This is a genomic window from Kocuria sp. CPCC 205297, from assembly GCF_040981035.1.
Lineage (GTDB): Bacteria > Actinomycetota > Actinomycetes > Actinomycetales > Micrococcaceae > Kocuria > Kocuria marina.
The window spans coordinates 1-15,059 of the sequence record NZ_JAVKPY010000003.1; the positions used below are offsets into that span (position 1 = coordinate 1).

Below are 15,059 nucleotides of genomic sequence, written 5' to 3' on the forward strand. Positions count from 1 at the left end.
CTCACCAACCCCGCCGCCGGCACCAGCGGTAACACCGGAGGCGACGCCTAACCCACCAACCCACCACCACGGCGCCCCCACACCACCCACCCCACACACGAACGCGACGGTACGGGGGCGCCGTCGTACCATGCAAACGCGTTAAACCTCGAAGACCGAACCCGCGGCGGGCTCGCCCTGACCCGTATTCGCGGACGCGCGCACCCCGCCTGCAACTCGACGCGGGGCACCCGCCCCGGCGTGCGGCGTCGTCGTCCGGGGACATCCCCCCGGACGGGCGAACGGCATGGACTACCCTCGACTCATGCCCTCCGACACCTCCGGCTCCGCCGCCCGCAAAGCACGCTCCACGCGCCGGGTGACCTGGCCGCTCCGCAGTCGGCAACAGGGCACACCGCACCCCAAGACGCTGGACAACCTCACGGCCAATCTAGGGCAGGTCTCGACCGTGGCAGTGCAGCGGTTAAGCACGTCCCTGCCGTGGTTCTCCCAGCTGCGCGCGGACGAACGCTCGGAACTCGGGCTGCTCGCCCAGCGCGGTATCGCGTCCTTCGTGCGGTGGTACGAGAACCCGCAGGAACCCGTGTGGGTGCTGACGGAGATCTTCAAGCAGGCCCCCACGGAACTGACCCGCTCCATCACGCTGCAGAACGCACTGCAGGTGCTGCGCATCGTCGTGGACGTGGTCGAGGAGAAGGTCCCCGAGCTCGCCCAGCACAACGACGAGGTGGCGCTGCGCGAGGCCGTGCTGCGCTTCTCGCGCGAGGTCGCCTTCGCCGCCGCGGACGTCTATGCCAAGGCCGCCGAGAACCGAGGCTCGTGGGATGCGAGGCTGGAATCGCTCGTGGTGGACGGGATCCTGCGCGGCGACCACTCCGACTCCATGCGCTCCAGGGTCTCCGCGCTCGGCTGGACCGACCAGGGGGACGTCACGGTCATGGTGGGCCCCGCGCCCGCCACCACCGGACCCGCCGGTGTGGAACGCATCCGGCGCGCGGCCGGCCGCCATGCCACGGAATGCCTCGTGGCCATCCAGACCGACCGGCTCGTACTCGTGCTCGGCGGGCTCCGAGACCGCATGCGTTCCCTGACCAAGCTCGCGGCGGTGTTCGGTGAGGGGCCGGTGGTCCACGGGCCCGCGGTGTCCTCCGTGTTCGAGGTCAAGGAATCGGCGGATCGCGCCCAGGCCGGATTGCGCGCCGCCGCGGCCTGGCCCCAGGCACCGCATCCCGTCTACTCCGAGGACCTGTGGCCCGAACGCGCCATCAGCGGGGACCCGCTCGCGCTGCGCTCCATGGTGGAGGCCGTGTGGGAACCGCTCTCGGCGTCCTCCACCGGACTCGTGGACACCCTCACCACCTACCTGTGCGTGGGGCACTCGCTCGAGGCCACCGCGCGCGAGCTGTTCGTCCACGCCAACACCGTGCGCTACCGGTTGCGCCGCGTCAGCGACATCACCGGGTGGGACCCCCTGCTGCCGCGGGACGCGTTCGTGCTGCACTGCGCCGTGCTCGCGGGCCGGCTGAACAGTCAGCCATGACATGGTCTTGTAGACCTCCCACAAAGCTCGTCCCCCAGGTTGGTGACACCGACCAGTCCGTGGCGCGGTCCACTCTTGGTGGAATGAACGGGTGATTGCAGTTGTCTGCCCCGGTCAGGGGTCCCAGAAGCCAGGTTTCCTCTCTGAGTGGTTGTCCGTTCCCGGAGTGTCCGACCACCTGAGCGAGCTGTCCGACGCCGCCGGGCTGGATCTCACGCACTACGGCACCCAGGCGGACGAGGAGACAATCAAGGACACCGCGGTGGCCCAGCCCCTCATCGTGGCCGCGGGTCTCGTGGCCGGGCGACTGTTCGCGCCGAGCTTGGAGGACCGGTCCGACGTCGTCTTCGCGGGGCACTCCGTCGGTGAGATCACCGCCGCCGCGCTGTCCGGCGTGCTGAGCGAGGCGGACGCCATGCGGTTCGTGCGCGTGCGCGCCACGGAAATGGCCCGCGCAGCCGCCGTCTCCCCCACGGGGATGGCCGCGGTGCTGGGCGGTAAGCCAGACGACGTCGCTCAGGCCATCGCCACCGTCGGCGCCACCGCCGCGAACGCGAACGGCGGTGGCCAGGTGGTCGCCGCCGGGACGATCGAGCAGCTCGACGCCCTCGCGGAGAACCCTCCGGCGCGGGCAAAGGTCATCAAGCTCAAGGTCGCCGGCGCGTTCCACACCGAGCACATGGCGCCCGCGCTGGAGCCGCTGCGTGAGCTCGTGCCGCAGCTGTCCCCGAACGATCCGGAGCACCCCCTGCTGAGCAACTTCGACGGTGCCCGGGTCGACGGCGGTGCAGCGGCCGTGGACTCGCTCGTGGAGCAGGTCTGCCGCCCGGTGCGGTGGGACGCGTGCATGGAGACCCTGGCCGAACTGCAGGTCGAGCACATCGTGGAACTGCCGCCGGCCGGGACCCTCGTGGGTCTGGCCAAGCGCGGGCTCAAGGGCGTGCCCGCAACCGCGGTCAACACACCGGAGGACCTGGAGACGGTGCGGAGTATTCTGAGCTGACAAGTGTGCGCACGCACCCGGACAACTCGTGAACTGCACCAGGTAAGGAGTCGGCCTCCCGTGGCGACCATCAAACAGAACACCCCCAACGCCCACACACGCATCCTGGGTATCGGCGCCTACCGCCCGTCCGAGATCGTGACCAATGACGACGTCTGTCAGTGGATCGAATCCTCCGACGAGTGGATCGTCAAGCGCACGGGCATCCACACCCGCCACCGTGCCCCGGCGGACGTCACCGTCCTGGAGATGGCCGAGCACTCGGCCCGCGAGGCACTCGAGAGCGCCGGTCTCACGGGTGAGCAGCTGGACACCATCATCGTGTCCACCGTATCCTTCCCGTACCTCACCCCGTCCCTCGCCGCCCAGCTCGCGGACCGCCTGGGGGCCACACCTGCGGCGGCCTACGACATCTCCGCGGCGTGCGCGGGCTACTGCTACGGCATCGCCCAGGCGGACGCGCTCGTGCGCTCCGGGGATTCCACCAACGTGCTGGTGATCGGCGTGGAAAAGCTCTCCGACGTCATCGACAACACCGAGCGTTCCATCTCCTTCCTGCTCGGCGACGGCGCCGGCGCCGTGGTCATCGGCCCGTCCGACGTCCCGGGAATCGGCCCGTCCGTGTGGGGTTCGGACGGATCCAAATGGGACGCGATCCGTATGACCCACCCGCTCACCGACATCCGCACGGTCGAGAAGGGTGGCGAGCGGACCTTCGCCAAGGACCTCGCGGACCCAGAGACCGGTGAGATGCGCCCGGACGCCACCATGTGGCCCACCCTGCGCCAGGACGGACCCACGGTCTTCCGGTGGGCCTCGTGGGAGGGAGCCCGCGTGGCCAAGAAAGCCCTCGAGGCCTCCGGGCTCGAGCCCGAGGACCTCGCGGCATTCGTGCCCCATCAGGCGAACATGCGCATCATCGATCAGATGGCCAAGGTGCTCAAGCTGCCCGACTCCGTGATCATCGCCCGGGACATCGCAGAGGCTGGTAACACCTCCGCCGCGTCCATCCCGCTGGCCACCCACCGCTTGCTCGCGGAGCACCCGGAACTGTCCGGGAAGCCCTCCCTGCAGATCGGTTTCGGGGCGGGTCTCGTGTACGGCGCCCAAGTGGTGCTGCTGCCCTGATCCCACCCGTGGCGTGCCGTAGGGTTAGACCGCACACCTCTTGTCCACGGGCCGTTCGAGCACTCGGGCGGTCCGCACGGTAGTTCTCCCGAACCCCGTGCTCACCCAGTAAGGTCGCGCACCGCGACTATAAGGAAAGGAAGCCGATATGGCGAGCAAAGACGAAATCCTGGCCGGCCTGGCAGAAATCGTGAACGAAGAGACCGGCCTCGAGACCGACGCCGTGCAGCTCGACAAGTCCTTCACCGAGGATCTGGACATCGACTCCATCTCCATGATGACCATCGTGGTCAACGCCGAGGAGAAGTTCGACGTCACCATCCCGGACGAAGAGGTCAAGAACCTGAAGACCGTCGAGGACGCCGTCAACTTCATCGACAACGCCCAGGACTGATCCCCGGGTGTCAGGTGGCGTGCCCTCCAGCGTGAGCGGGGCACGTCACCTCACGTCACACCAGGCGGCCGACCGAGCAAGCCCTGGAACATCTGCGACCCCGGACACGAGGAAGTGCACAACATGTCCCGCAAAGTAGTCGTCACCGGCCTGGGTGCCATCACTCCCATCGGTGAGAACGTCCAGGAGACCTGGCAGAACGCCCTCAAGGGTGTCTCCGGTGTCCACGCTCTGGAACAGGAGTGGGTGGAGAAGTACGATCTCCCTGTGCGCATCGGCGCCACCTCCCCCAAGCCGTCTGAGGATGCCGTGTCCCGGGTGCAGGCCAAGCGTCTGGACCCCTCCGGTCAGCTGTCCGTGGCAGCGGCTCGTGAGGCGTGGACGGACGCCGGTTTCTCCGGCGCCGACGCCGACTCGAGCGACGAGTTGGACCCCACCCGCGTGGGCGTGGCGTTCGGTACCGGTATCGGCGGTGTGTGGACCCTCCTGGATGCGTGGGACACCCTGCTCGCCAAGGGGCCCCGCCGCGTCAAGCCCATGACCGTGCCCATGCTCATGCCCAACGGCAATGCGTCCTCGGTGAGCATGGAGTTCAAGGCCCGCGCGTGCGCGATCACCCCGGTCTCCGCGTGTGCATCCGGCACCGAGGCGTTCTTCCAGGGTCTGAATCTGATCCGCTCGGGCAAGGCGGACGTGGTGATCGTGGGCGGCGCCGAGAGTGCGATCCACCCCATGACCATTGCCGCGTTCAACTCCATGCAGGCCCTGTCCCGGCGCAACGACGATCCGCAGCGCGCCTCCCGCCCGTTCGACGTGGACCGCGACGGGTTCGTCATGGGTGAGGGTGCCGGTGCCGTGGTGCTCGAGTCCGAGGAGCACGCGAAGGCCCGCGGTGCGCGGATCTACGCCGAACTGGCGGGTGCGGGTCTCAGTGCCGACGCCCACCACATCACCGCTCCCGCCACCGGGGATGAGGGCGGACCCGCCCGCGCGCTGCGTGAGGCCATGGAGTCCGGGGACATCGCCCCCTCGGACATCAAGCACGTCAACGCACACGCGACCTCTACCCCCGTGGGCGACATCCCCGAGGCCGGCGCACTGCGCTGCGCATTCGGGTCCGCCGTGGACGACATGGCCGTGTCCGCGACCAAGTCCATGATGGGTCACCTGCTCGGTGGTTCCGGAGCCGTGGAGGGTGTGCTCACCGTCCTGGCCCTATCCGAGCGCAAGGCCCCGTGCACCATCAACCTGGAGAACCAGGACCCCCGGATCGATCTGGACGTGGTGACCACCGCCCGGAATCTCCCCGGTGAGGACATGGTCGCGATCTCAAACTCGTTCGGTTTCGGCGGGCATAACTCGGTGGCGGCGTTCCGCTCCCTGTAGCGGGCGCCCACCCCAGCGACGAACCCCGGTGGCCCACCCTGTGGAGGTGGGACACCGGGGTTCGTTCGTGCTCCGCAACGGATTCGGAGCGAGAGTTCTGAGGTCGGAAACTTGTAGGTACGGGTGGCACCCAACGGGGCTCCCCGGGTAGATCACCCACCACGTCACGCCGCATCGGTAACGCCTTTCCGGGGCGAGCCGCGTCATCCGGCGGGCGGCTATCTGGCGGGGGTCATCCGACGCGATGCAGCCACCGCACGGGTGCGCCCTCGGCGGCGTGACGGAACGGTTCCAGCTCCTCGTCCCAAGCCTCCCCCAGCGCCAGGGAGAGCTCCGCGACCACGGCGGAGGGGTCCCCACCGGAGGCCTCGAACGCGAACCGGATCCGGTCCTCGCTCACGCAGATGTTCCCGGCGACGTCCGTGGTCGCGTGGAAAATCCCCAGATCCGGCGTGAAGGACCACCGGGAGCCGTCATTACCGCGGCTCGCGTTCTCGGTCACCTCGAACCTCACCCGACCCAGGGTCCGGAGCGCGGAGGCGAGCAGCGCCCCCGTGCCTGCGCGGCCGGACCACTCGAGTTCGGTGCGCACGCAACCGGGCTCGGCGTTCTGCGGTGTCCACTGTAGATCCGTGCGCTGTCGCGAGACGGATTCCAGAGCCCACTGGATGTGGGGGCACAGCGCCTGCGGCGCGGAGTGCACGTACAGCACACCCCGCGTGGTAGGTGAAGACATAGCCTGTTCCTCCGTTGTGTAGGTACGTCTTCCCCAACGTCCTGCTCGGAGGCCCCGGCCTATGTGTTTCGGCGCCCGTATGAAGTTGTCTGGTCGGTGTTCGGCGACCTGATGTACACACCCTCGCGGATTCGAGGCCGCGGGGGTGGCTCATTCCGTTTCATTGTCCAGCAGGGCTACTCACCGGTCAACCCGAATCACTGCTCGCGCTGAAATGTCAAGCTCGCGGATGCGCTTGGGAGTAGGCACGTTTGAGCCGCTCCACGGACACATGGGTGTAGATCTGGGTGGTGGCCACGCTCGCGTGCCCCAGCACTTCCTGCACGGTGCGCAGGTCCGCTCCCCCATCCAGCAAGTGGGTCGCAGCGCTGTGCCGCAGGCTGTGCGGCCCACGGGCGGTGGTGTTCGGAATGGTCTCCAACGCACGGGCCACGACCCTGCGGGCCACCCGGGCGTCGATCCGGGCACCGCGGGCCCCGACGAAGACGGCGTCACCCGCGTCGGGTGCCGCGAGCTCCGCGCGCCGATGTCCCCACAGGGCCAGCGCCTCCCCCGCGCTCTCCCCGTACGGGACCCGGCGTTGTTTGTTGCCCTTGCCCGTGACCGTGAGGACGTGGTTCACGGCGTCCACGTGGAACCCGTCGAGGGACACGAGCTCGCTGATCCGAGCGCCCGTGGCGTAGAGCAGTTCGAGCAGTGCCCAGTCGCGCGCCGCGAGCGCTGCCGCGTGAGCGTCGTCGTGCTCACCGAGGGCGACGTCCCCGAGGTCGTCGAGCATGTCGTTGAGTGCCGTGGCGCCCACGACGTCCGGGAGGTGCTTGGCGGGGCGCGGCCCGCGCAATCCCGCGGCCGGGTCGTGACGCAGCCCCTGGGTGTCCACGGCCCAGCGGAAGAACGTGTGCACGGCCGCGATCCCCCGGGACAGGGAACTGCGGGCGAGTCCTCGGTGGTGGCGCTGGGCGAGCCAGCCGCGCAGGGTGTCCCGGTCCAGCAGGTCCATGGCGTCGATCCCGTGGTCCCGCATCCAGTGCGACAGGTCCGAGACGTCGTTGACGTAGGAGCGCACGGTGTGGTCGCTGCGGGACCGCTCAAGGCTCAGGTACGCCCGGAACTGCGGGAGGTAGGCCTCGAGCGGCCCGGGCGGGGTATCCTTCGCCCCTGCTGCCGGTGTCCCCTGCGCGCCCGACGACGCCGCGTGCTCAGGTTCCCGTTCGACCGTCCGGTCTTTTACTGCGCCCATGCGGCGAGCTTACCCGCCGCCATCCGAGCAGCGAGTCCGCGGCCAGTCCGGCGTCACGGAGCCTTACGAGACCCGTGAGCACCTCCCCCGGGCTCAACCCGGACACCGCGCACAGGTGGGACGGGTCCGCGTCGGTGCGCAGGGGCAGCGCGTCGAACAAGCGCAACAACGTGGGATCCAGGCCGTCCTCGGGGCGCTCGTCACGGGTACTCGCCGCCCGGTGTGCATCCTGGGCCACCGCATTGCCCAGGGGCTCCACGAGTTCCAGGAGCTCGGCGGCATTGCTCACGAGCACCGCGTGATCGTCGCGGATGAGGCGATGGCAGCCCGCCGATCCTCCCACGAGCACGTCCCCCGGGACCGCGGCGACCTCCCGCGAGAGCCCCGCTGCGTGGCGTGCGGTGTTGAGCGATCCGGAACGCCACGCCGCCTCCGTGACCACCGTGGCTCGCGTGAGGGCCGCGATGATGCGGTTGCGCTGCAGGAACCGGTAGCGCGCGGGAGCACAGCCCAGGGGGACCTCACTCAGCACCACTGAACGCTGCGTGATGTGATGCAGCAGGTCCGCGTTGCCCGCCGGGTAGAACCGATCCACACCGCACGCCAGAACGGCGATCGTGGCCCCGTCCTCGGTGCCTGCCTCAAGGGCGGCCGTGTGCGCCACGGCGTCGATCCCGTACGCGCCGCCCGAGACCACACACCAATGGGCAGCGGCCAGTTCATGGGCCATCTGACGGGTCACCGCGGCCCCGTAACCGCTCGCGTTGCGCGCGCCCACCACGGCCACGCTGCGATCCAGCCGGGACAGCGCATCACGATGACCCCGGCCCCACAGGACCACCGGGCGCTGCAGGCCCAGGTCGTCGAGCTGCGCGGGCCACTCCGGATCCTCCGGGATGAGTGTCCACGCACCGATCTGTTCGGCGTGCCGGGCATCCACGCGGGGCTCCGGGACGGGCAGCCGCGAGCGCCAGGCCGCGAACCGTTTGAGGAGATTCGGGACCGACGAGTCCGGGGCCAGCTCCTCGGTGGCCTTGCGATAAACGGAACACAGAGCGGGACTGGGGGCCTGCAATTCCACGATGCTGCGCCACAACAGTTCAGGGCCTAGGGCTGTCAGCAGGATCAAGCCCGCGGTGTCGCCGGGTTCGAGGATGCGCGATAAGCGCACGCGGCACGCCCGGACGGCGTGGTATGGATCGCCAGGGGTGCCGACCGCGGCGGTGTCCCCCGCGGTTGCCCCTGGATCCGTCATGTTGCCGCGGCGGTCCGACCCGGCGGGGTGGTGCTCTGTCGAGCTGCCGTAGCTTTCAGACCCGGCGGGGTGGTGTTCCGTCATGTCGTCACCGTCGTCTTGAAGTAGAGGGCCAGCTGCACGTGCTCGGGGCTGGGAACCGTGGCCCCGGCCAGATCCGCCAGGGTCCAGGCAACACGCAACACCTTCACGAATCCACGGGCCGTCAGGGTCTTGTTGTCCATGGCGGCCTTGAGCGGTAGCACGGATCGAGTGCCCGGTGACAGGGTGCGATGCAACAGTGAACCCGGAACCGCGCTGTTCAGTCGGCACCCCCAGCGGCGCAGCCGCTCCTCCTGGGCGGCCCGGGCGGTCGCAACCCGCTCCGCGACGGCTGCGCTGTCCTCGGGGGTCCGGCCGTGGCCCCCGCTGAGCTCGTGGTAGGTCACGGCGGGGACCCGCAATTGCAGATCCACACGGTCGAGCAGGGGCCCGGACAGTTTGCCGAAATACCTGCGGCGCTGCACCGCCGTGCATGTGCATGCCTGGTCCGTGCCGCCCGCGTTGCCACACGCACACGGATTCGCCGCCAGGACCAATTGGAAATGCGCGGGATAGTGGGCCACGGATTGTGCCCGGGCGATCGTGACCGTTCCCGATTCGAGCGGTTGCCGCAGGGCGTCCAGCACCCGGCGGTCGAACTCAGGGGCCTCGTCCAGGAACAATACGCCCCGATGCGCCAGGGAAATGGCCCCGGGCCGTGGCATCCCGCTGCCCCCGCCACACAGCGCGGGCATGGTGATGCTGTGGTGTGGGGCCTGGAACGGGGGCCGCCGTATGAGGGACGAACACACGTCGTCGCCTCGCAGCGAATGCACGGACGTGACCTCCAGGGAGTCATCGTCCGCGAGGTCCGGCAGGATCCCCGGCAACCGTTCCGCGAGCATCGTCTTGCCCGCCCCCGGTGGACCCACCATCAGGAGATGATGTCCACCGGCGGCGGCGATCTCGAGCGCTTGACGCCCTTCGACCTGCCCCACCACGTCCCGCAGGTCTGGCACGGCTGTTCCGTCCGGCTCCTGCGGGTTCCCGCCGTCCGGCGCGCTCTCGGCCCGTGACGACGTCGCACGGGCCAGCAACGTAGGATCCGCTCCGTGGGCGACGAGCAGCTGCGACAGGTGGGCGGCGGAACTCACGTCCGCGCCGGCCACCAGCTCGGCCTCCACCCGATTGGCTTCGGCGACGACCACTCGGGGATACCCCGCCCGCACCGCTGCCAACACGGCGGGCAGGACACCGCGCACCGGACGCAGGGAACCGTCCAGACCGAGCTCGGCGTAGAACACCGTGTCCGGCGGCACCCGCACCACTCCCTGGGCGCTGAGCACCGCCATCACGACCGCGACGTCGAAGTGCGACCCCCGCTTGGGGAGCGTGGCCGGGGAGAGGTTCACCGTGATCTTGCGCGGTGCGAGGGCGGCCCCGGCATGGCGCGCGGCCGAACGGATCCGCTCCTTGGACTCGTTCACCGCTTGATCGGGCAGGCCGATGATCGTGAACGCCGGCAGTGACTGGCCGATGTCCGCCTCAACCTCCACCACGTGCCCCGCCAACCCGACCAGCGCCACACTGCGGCTGCGCGCGAACCCGTTCACGAGCCACGTCCGGACCATGGGCTGGCGCTGCACGTCACCGAATCTCGAATCATGGGTCCAGTGTTCCCACCCGGGCCGCCGGGCCCTAGCACAGCCCAGCAGTGTGCAGCCCAGATGCCGCGGCCCGAATGCGGACATGAACTGGCCAGACGGGCGAGGCACGACCCGAGAGACCCGGTGGAACACGATCACCCGCGGAGGCCCCTAACAGCGCCGGCACGGCGGACCCGTGACCCGGCCGGGCGCAGCAGACTACTTCGCGAGGCGCCCCTGAACAGAACCGTGTACCGGGGCGAATCCCAACGAACGGACCACTAGAGAGCAGCGGGCGCGGGGTCCTCCAGGGGCGCGGGGACGGCAATTGCCGGGTCCGTGTCCTCGACGGGCAGCACGTCGGTGGGAACCCACCCCGGCACCACGGAGACGGCGCTGTCGGGAAGCTCCGTGATCGGGGCTCCGGCCCGCAGTTCCAGGTTCATGGGACCGAGCTGTAGGTCCTGCGACTCCGCCGGGGCTGCGGGCTCCAGGGATCCCGGGCCCGGAATCCCCGGATCCGGGTCCACGGGGTCCGGGATCACCGGTGCTGGCACCGTGGGCACCGTGGGCACCGAGACGATGGGATCGGTCACCGCCGGGTGGGGCGAGACGGAGGTGTCGGGCGCGGGTACCGGCGGGATCGGGATCGTGGGCGCCGGGCTCGGAGGCACGGGACCGCCCGGATCGGGATTCACCGGCGGGATCCCTCCCGGATCCGGGAGAACGGGCGCTCCGGGGTCCGGAACCGCGGGCGCACCCGGATCCCCGGGCGCCTGAGGGGTGTCCGCGGTGGGCGGTGCCGAGGGTTCGGGGACGTCCGGAGCGGGAACACCGGGAGCAGCCGATTCCGCGGGGGCATCGGGGCCCGCACTCTCCCTGGCGCCGTCCGATCCATTCCCGCTGCCCGATTGTCCGCCGCCCGCGGGCCCGTTGCCGCTCGGGGTGTCATCGGTGTCCTCGGGCTGGGCACGCACGGGGGTGACTTCCCGGTTACCGATGGAGGGGATCAGCTCGAGGCTCTCGAAGCTCTCCGGAACACGGGAGATGTCCCCCACGAGGATGTTCGTACCGCGCTCGCCCACGGCGATGTCCCCCGCGGCGGTCCGGTCCGCCTCCTCGATGCGATTCTTGAGGTGCCGGGCCTCGTGCTCGGTCAGTGGCGACCCGTCATGGGCGCGGTACTGGTCCCCGGACGTCCGGGGCCGCCACCGGTCCAGGGCCCGTGAGACGTTCTCCAGTTGGTAGGACCCGCCGTCGGAGGCCTTGAGGATCATGCGGCTCACCGACACGGGGGAATCTCCCCGTTCGTTGTCGATCTCCACGGTGGCGTACGTCGCGCGTTTGACGCGGGCATCCTTGCGCAGCTCGTCGAGTTCAGGATCGGGGATCTCCCGCGCGGGGAGCGTGATGCGCACGGACGCCCCGTTGGGGAGGTTCGCCCGGAAGATCCCGGCATGCAGACCCCGGTCACCCGCGGCTGAGGTGGCACACGCGGAGGCGTCAGATCCGGCGGGCGGCTCCTCGTCCGCGCACGAGACGAGCATCAGCGAGGCGGCCGCGGCCAATGCCGTGGCCGACAACACGTGAGGAAGCCACGCCGGACTCTTCATGCGTCCCCCGATCGCCGAGCCTTTGTACTCATCCCACAAAATACCGTGGCACGGGGAAGGGGAAATTCATAATGCTCTCGGTGACGACCCGGAGTGTGACTCCCCGGTGGAGGTCGGCGGCGAACGGGCCCCGTGGCACGGATCGCGCGGATGCCTCACAACCAGCCGAGGGAGCCCATGTGTTCCACGCGCGGGGTACCGCCGCGGGGCCAGTGGACCGCCACGACGTCCACGCCGGGGATCGCGACAGCCCTGTGTTCCCTGGCCCAGGCGCGCGCGAGGACGTGCAGTCGCCGCAGCTTCTCCCACCCCACGGCCTCCGCGGGATGTCCGAAGTCCCCGCCCGAGCGCGTCTTGACCTCGAACACGGTCACGGTTCCCTGTCGCTCGGCGACGACGTCCAGCTCACCGCGGGGTGCCCCGGGCCCAACGGCGGGGCGCCAGTTCCGGTCCAGGATCCGCCAGCCCGAACGCTGCAACAGGTCCGCGATCAGTTCCTCCCCCGCCCTCCCCACGCTCACATGGGCCGCGACCTGGGCGTCGGGCGGGGCGGTGTCGGGCGGAGCGGTGCCCGGACGACCGGAATTGCGTGGCACATGGGCAGATGTGGAAGTCGTCATGGACCCACTGTGATGCGCGACGACACTCCTGGCCATGGCCGGGGCGCGCCTGTGCAGGGCGGATCCGCCCAGGACGCGCTATGGGCCCTCGAGTACCAGGCCCCCACCTCACCTGCGAAGGAAGGTGGGTGAGCAGCGGACTACCGCGCGCCCAGGTTCCAGCTGAGCCGGTGCTGCGGCGTGGTGCCGTGTTCGAGCAGCGCCGCGCGATGCACAGCACTGCCGTAGCCCTTGTTGGACTCCCACGCGTACGCGGGGAACTCGCGGCCGAGCGAGACCATGAGTTCGTCGCGCTCCACTTTCGCCAGGATCGACGCGGCCGCCACGCTGACACAGTGCGCATCGGCCCGGACGAATGTGCGCACGACCGGCGGCAACGCGGCGTCGTTGGCGTCCTGCCCCAGCACCGGGGGTGCGTCCAGCCAGTTGTGGGAACCGTCCAGGATCAAGGCATCGACGCGCGTGCCGTGGGCAGCCACGGTGGCCAGTGCCCGGAGCCCGGCCAAGCGCAGCGCGGCGGTGACACCGAACTGGTCGATCTCGCGCGGTTGCGCGTGCCCCACCGCGGTGCCCACGGCCCATGCCGCGATCGTGCCCGCGAGGGCCGCACGCCGCGCTGGACTCAGGGCCTTGGAGTCACGCACGCCGTGCCACGGCGGCGGGTCAGACGGCGCTCCCCCGGCCATCCGTTCGAGGTCCAGGACCGCGAGGCCCACGCTCGCGGGACCCGCGAGAGCTCCCCGGCCCACCTCGTCCATTCCGGCCACGAAGCGGTGCCCGGCGCGCGCGAGTTCCGTTTCCAGTTCGAGCGTGGGCACGGTGCGCGGCGTCGCGGAGCTCACTGCCCGCCGGCCGCGGGGACGTCCTGGAACACCTCGGCGGGGTTGTGCAGGAACTGGAAGCGATCGAGCGGCCACGCGATCACGAACGCGGTGCCCACGACGTCGTCCTCGCTCACGAACCCGGTGCCGGTGGCGATGTGGTAGCGGGAATCGGCGGAGGCGTTGCGGTGGTCACCCAGCACGAACAGCTTGCCGTCGGGCACGGTGACGTCGAACGGGATGTCGGACGGCGCTGCCCCGGGGTACAAGTAGGGCTCATCGAGCGCCTCGCCGTTGACCGTGACCCGCCCGGACGCGTCGCAGCACGTCACGTGGTCCCCGCCCACGCCGATCACGCGCTTGACCAGGGCCTGCTGGCTGCTGTCGGGGAACAGGCCCACGAACTCGAGCGCGCCGCGCACGGGGTTGGCCGCGGTCCGGGGCGCCTCGGGCAGCCAACCCTGGGTGTCCTCGAAGACCACGATGTCGCCGCGGTCGATGTTGCCCGTGCGGCCGTCCAGCACGTTGACGAAGATCCGGTCGTTGAGTTCCAGGGTCTGTTCCATGGACCCGGAGGGGATGAAGAAGCCGCGGATCAGGAAGGTCTTGACCAGGAACGCGATGAGGAGCGCGAGGGCCACCACGATCAGGATCTCCTTGACCGCGCCCCACCCGGTCGTGGGCTCCTTGGCGTCCCGGCGGCCGCGGCGCCGTGCGCCGGATTCGCTCGCCCGCGCGTCCCGGGGTGCCGCCGCGCCGCCGGGGTCGCGCTGGGGTGCGGGCTCACCCGGTCCGCGAACGCCCTCGACACCTGATCCATGCTGCTCAGCCACTACGCATTCCTCTTCTCGGGTCCCACGGACACGGTTGCGTGTTCGCGCGCGGGAGTTTGCTCGGCGACGTCGCTCGCGCCCGGGATGCCGCCCGCGCGGGGGTGCGCGGGGCGGGGCGGAGCACCGAGACCGTCACTCCCGCAGTGTACGGGCACGCTCCGGGGGCCACACGACACGCTCGGCGGTGCCCACGATGCGTTCGGTGCGGATCAGGCCGCCGCCCGGCGAGCCCAGCAGCGATCGGGAGTCCACGGACACGGTGCGGTGGTCACCCATGAGCCACACCCGCCCTTCGGGCACGTGCACCGTGAACGGGATCCGGGACGGCTCGTCCCCGGGGAAGACGTAGTCCTCGTGTTGTGGCCGGCCGTTGACGGTGACCAGTCCGTCCGCGGTGCAGCAGGACACTGTGTCCCCTGCGACCCCGATGACCCGCTTGACGTACGCGGTGTCTGAACCGGTGACGCCCAGCCAGCGGCCCAGGGTGTGGGCGACCTGCTGGTGCCACGGGTCCGTCGAGTGCAGCGGGTCCAGGGAACCGCGGCCGTCGAAGACCACCAGCTCGCCCCGCGCGACGTCGTTCCCCGAGACGAGTTTGTCCACCAGCACCCGGTCCCCGCCCTGGAGCGTGGGCTCCATGGAATCGGAACCGACCCAGTAGACGTCCGCCACGAAACCGCGCACGACCGAGGCCAGGACGAAGGCCGTGAGCAGGGCGATGGCCACGACCCACAACCACCACCGGCGCGTGGAAACGGGCCGTCTCACGGCGGAGGACCCGGCAGATGCCGGGCCCTCCGCGTGTTCCGTGTGCTGTGGCACC

General features: G+C 70.1%; 14 protein-coding genes. 5 read left to right on the top strand and 9 right to left on the bottom strand.

Going from position 1 to position 15,059, the window contains the following annotated elements:
• Positions 1 to 304 precede the first annotated feature (304 nt).
• From RF650_RS02995 to RF650_RS03015, 5 genes are all read left to right on the top strand, one after another.
• On the top strand, positions 305 to 1,540 hold the full coding sequence (locus tag RF650_RS02995; protein ID WP_064846116.1) for a CdaR family transcriptional regulator: 1,236 nt from the start codon (positions 305 to 307) through the stop codon (positions 1,538 to 1,540).
• A gap of 91 nt (positions 1,541 to 1,631) precedes the next feature.
• Positions 1,632 to 2,543, top strand: coding sequence for an ACP S-malonyltransferase (locus RF650_RS03000; protein WP_368814047.1), 912 nt, complete (start codon positions 1,632 to 1,634; stop codon positions 2,541 to 2,543).
• 60 nt (positions 2,544 to 2,603) lie between these two features.
• Positions 2,604 to 3,671, top strand: coding sequence for a beta-ketoacyl-ACP synthase III (locus RF650_RS03005; protein WP_368814048.1), 1,068 nt, complete (start codon positions 2,604 to 2,606; stop codon positions 3,669 to 3,671).
• A 148-nt stretch (positions 3,672 to 3,819) separates the two neighbouring features.
• Complete coding sequence (locus tag RF650_RS03010; RefSeq protein ID WP_035964527.1) at positions 3,820 to 4,065, top strand: acyl carrier protein; 246 nt, start codon at positions 3,820 to 3,822, stop codon at positions 4,063 to 4,065.
• Positions 4,066 to 4,188: 123 nt separating this feature from the next.
• Positions 4,189 to 5,451 carry a beta-ketoacyl synthase gene (locus RF650_RS03015; RefSeq protein ID WP_368814049.1) on the top strand — a complete coding sequence of 421 codons (1,263 nt, stop codon included), beginning with the start codon at positions 4,189 to 4,191 and terminating at the stop codon, positions 5,449 to 5,451.
• 232 nt (positions 5,452 to 5,683) lie between these two features.
• Here RF650_RS03015 and RF650_RS03020 read toward each other — a convergent pair whose 3' ends face one another.
• From RF650_RS03020 to lepB (RF650_RS03060), 9 genes are all read right to left on the bottom strand, one after another.
• The gene (locus RF650_RS03020) at positions 5,684 to 6,187 is read right to left on the bottom strand and encodes a DUF3145 domain-containing protein (RefSeq protein ID WP_085106278.1); all 504 of its coding nucleotides are present in this window, start codon (positions 6,185 to 6,187) and stop codon (positions 5,684 to 5,686) included.
• Between the two features lie 217 nt (positions 6,188 to 6,404).
• Positions 6,405 to 7,427 (bottom strand): tyrosine-type recombinase/integrase, encoded by a 1,023-nt coding sequence (locus RF650_RS03025; protein WP_312919349.1) that lies wholly within the window; start codon positions 7,425 to 7,427, stop codon positions 6,405 to 6,407.
• Positions 7,387 to 8,766 carry a DNA-processing protein DprA gene (gene dprA / locus RF650_RS03030; RefSeq protein WP_368814050.1) on the bottom strand — a complete coding sequence of 460 codons (1,380 nt, stop codon included), beginning with the start codon at positions 8,764 to 8,766 and terminating at the stop codon, positions 7,387 to 7,389. The genes RF650_RS03025 and dprA overlap by 41 nt, the downstream gene beginning before the upstream one ends.
• Positions 8,763 to 10,334 carry a YifB family Mg chelatase-like AAA ATPase gene (locus RF650_RS03035; RefSeq protein WP_368814155.1) on the bottom strand — a complete coding sequence of 524 codons (1,572 nt, stop codon included), beginning with the start codon at positions 10,332 to 10,334 and terminating at the stop codon, positions 8,763 to 8,765. The genes dprA and RF650_RS03035 overlap by 4 nt, the downstream gene beginning before the upstream one ends.
• A 296-nt stretch (positions 10,335 to 10,630) precedes the next feature.
• Complete coding sequence (locus tag RF650_RS03040) at positions 10,631 to 11,962, bottom strand: hypothetical protein (protein ID WP_368814051.1); 1,332 nt, start codon at positions 11,960 to 11,962, stop codon at positions 10,631 to 10,633.
• 155 nt (positions 11,963 to 12,117) lie between these two features.
• A complete protein-coding gene (locus tag RF650_RS03045; protein ID WP_098056035.1) occupies positions 12,118 to 12,582 on the bottom strand; it encodes a YraN family protein in 465 nt (154 codons plus the stop codon).
• A gap of 140 nt (positions 12,583 to 12,722) precedes the next feature.
• On the bottom strand, positions 12,723 to 13,424 hold the full coding sequence (locus tag RF650_RS03050) for a ribonuclease HII (protein ID WP_368814052.1): 702 nt from the start codon (positions 13,422 to 13,424) through the stop codon (positions 12,723 to 12,725).
• Positions 13,421 to 14,236 (bottom strand): signal peptidase I, encoded by an 816-nt coding sequence (lepB, locus tag RF650_RS03055; protein WP_098056040.1) that lies wholly within the window; start codon positions 14,234 to 14,236, stop codon positions 13,421 to 13,423. Before lepB (RF650_RS03055) ends, RF650_RS03050 begins: the two co-directional genes overlap by 4 nt.
• 132 nt (positions 14,237 to 14,368) lie before the next feature.
• Positions 14,369 to 15,058, bottom strand: coding sequence for a signal peptidase I (gene lepB / locus RF650_RS03060; RefSeq protein WP_312796666.1), 690 nt, complete (start codon positions 15,056 to 15,058; stop codon positions 14,369 to 14,371).
• Position 15,059: the final 1 nt, after the last annotated feature.

What these genes read in the sequence shown, in the direction of transcription:
- RF650_RS02995 (WP_064846116.1), top strand. Translation starts at nt 305, where the DNA reads ATGCCCTCCGACACCTCCGGCTCCGCCGCCCGCAAAGCACGCTCCACG.
- RF650_RS03010 (WP_035964527.1), top strand. Translation starts at nt 3,820, where the DNA reads ATGGCGAGCAAAGACGAAATCCTGGCCGGCCTGGCAGAAATCGTGAAC.
- RF650_RS03015 (WP_368814049.1), top strand. Translation starts at nt 4,189, where the DNA reads ATGTCCCGCAAAGTAGTCGTCACCGGCCTGGGTGCCATCACTCCCATC.
- RF650_RS03020 (WP_085106278.1), bottom strand. Translation starts at nt 6,187, where the DNA reads ATGTCTTCACCTACCACGCGGGGTGTGCTGTACGTGCACTCCGCGCCG.
- RF650_RS03025 (WP_312919349.1), bottom strand. Translation starts at nt 7,427, where the DNA reads ATGGGCGCAGTAAAAGACCGGACGGTCGAACGGGAACCTGAGCACGCG.
- dprA (WP_368814050.1), bottom strand. Translation starts at nt 8,766, where the DNA reads ATGACGGAACACCACCCCGCCGGGTCTGAAAGCTACGGCAGCTCGACA.
- RF650_RS03035 (WP_368814155.1), bottom strand. Translation starts at nt 10,334, where the DNA reads ATGGTCCGGACGTGGCTCGTGAACGGGTTCGCGCGCAGCCGCAGTGTG.
- RF650_RS03040 (WP_368814051.1), bottom strand. Translation starts at nt 11,962, where the DNA reads ATGAAGAGTCCGGCGTGGCTTCCTCACGTGTTGTCGGCCACGGCATTG.
- RF650_RS03045 (WP_098056035.1), bottom strand. Translation starts at nt 12,582, where the DNA reads ATGACGACTTCCACATCTGCCCATGTGCCACGCAATTCCGGTCGTCCG.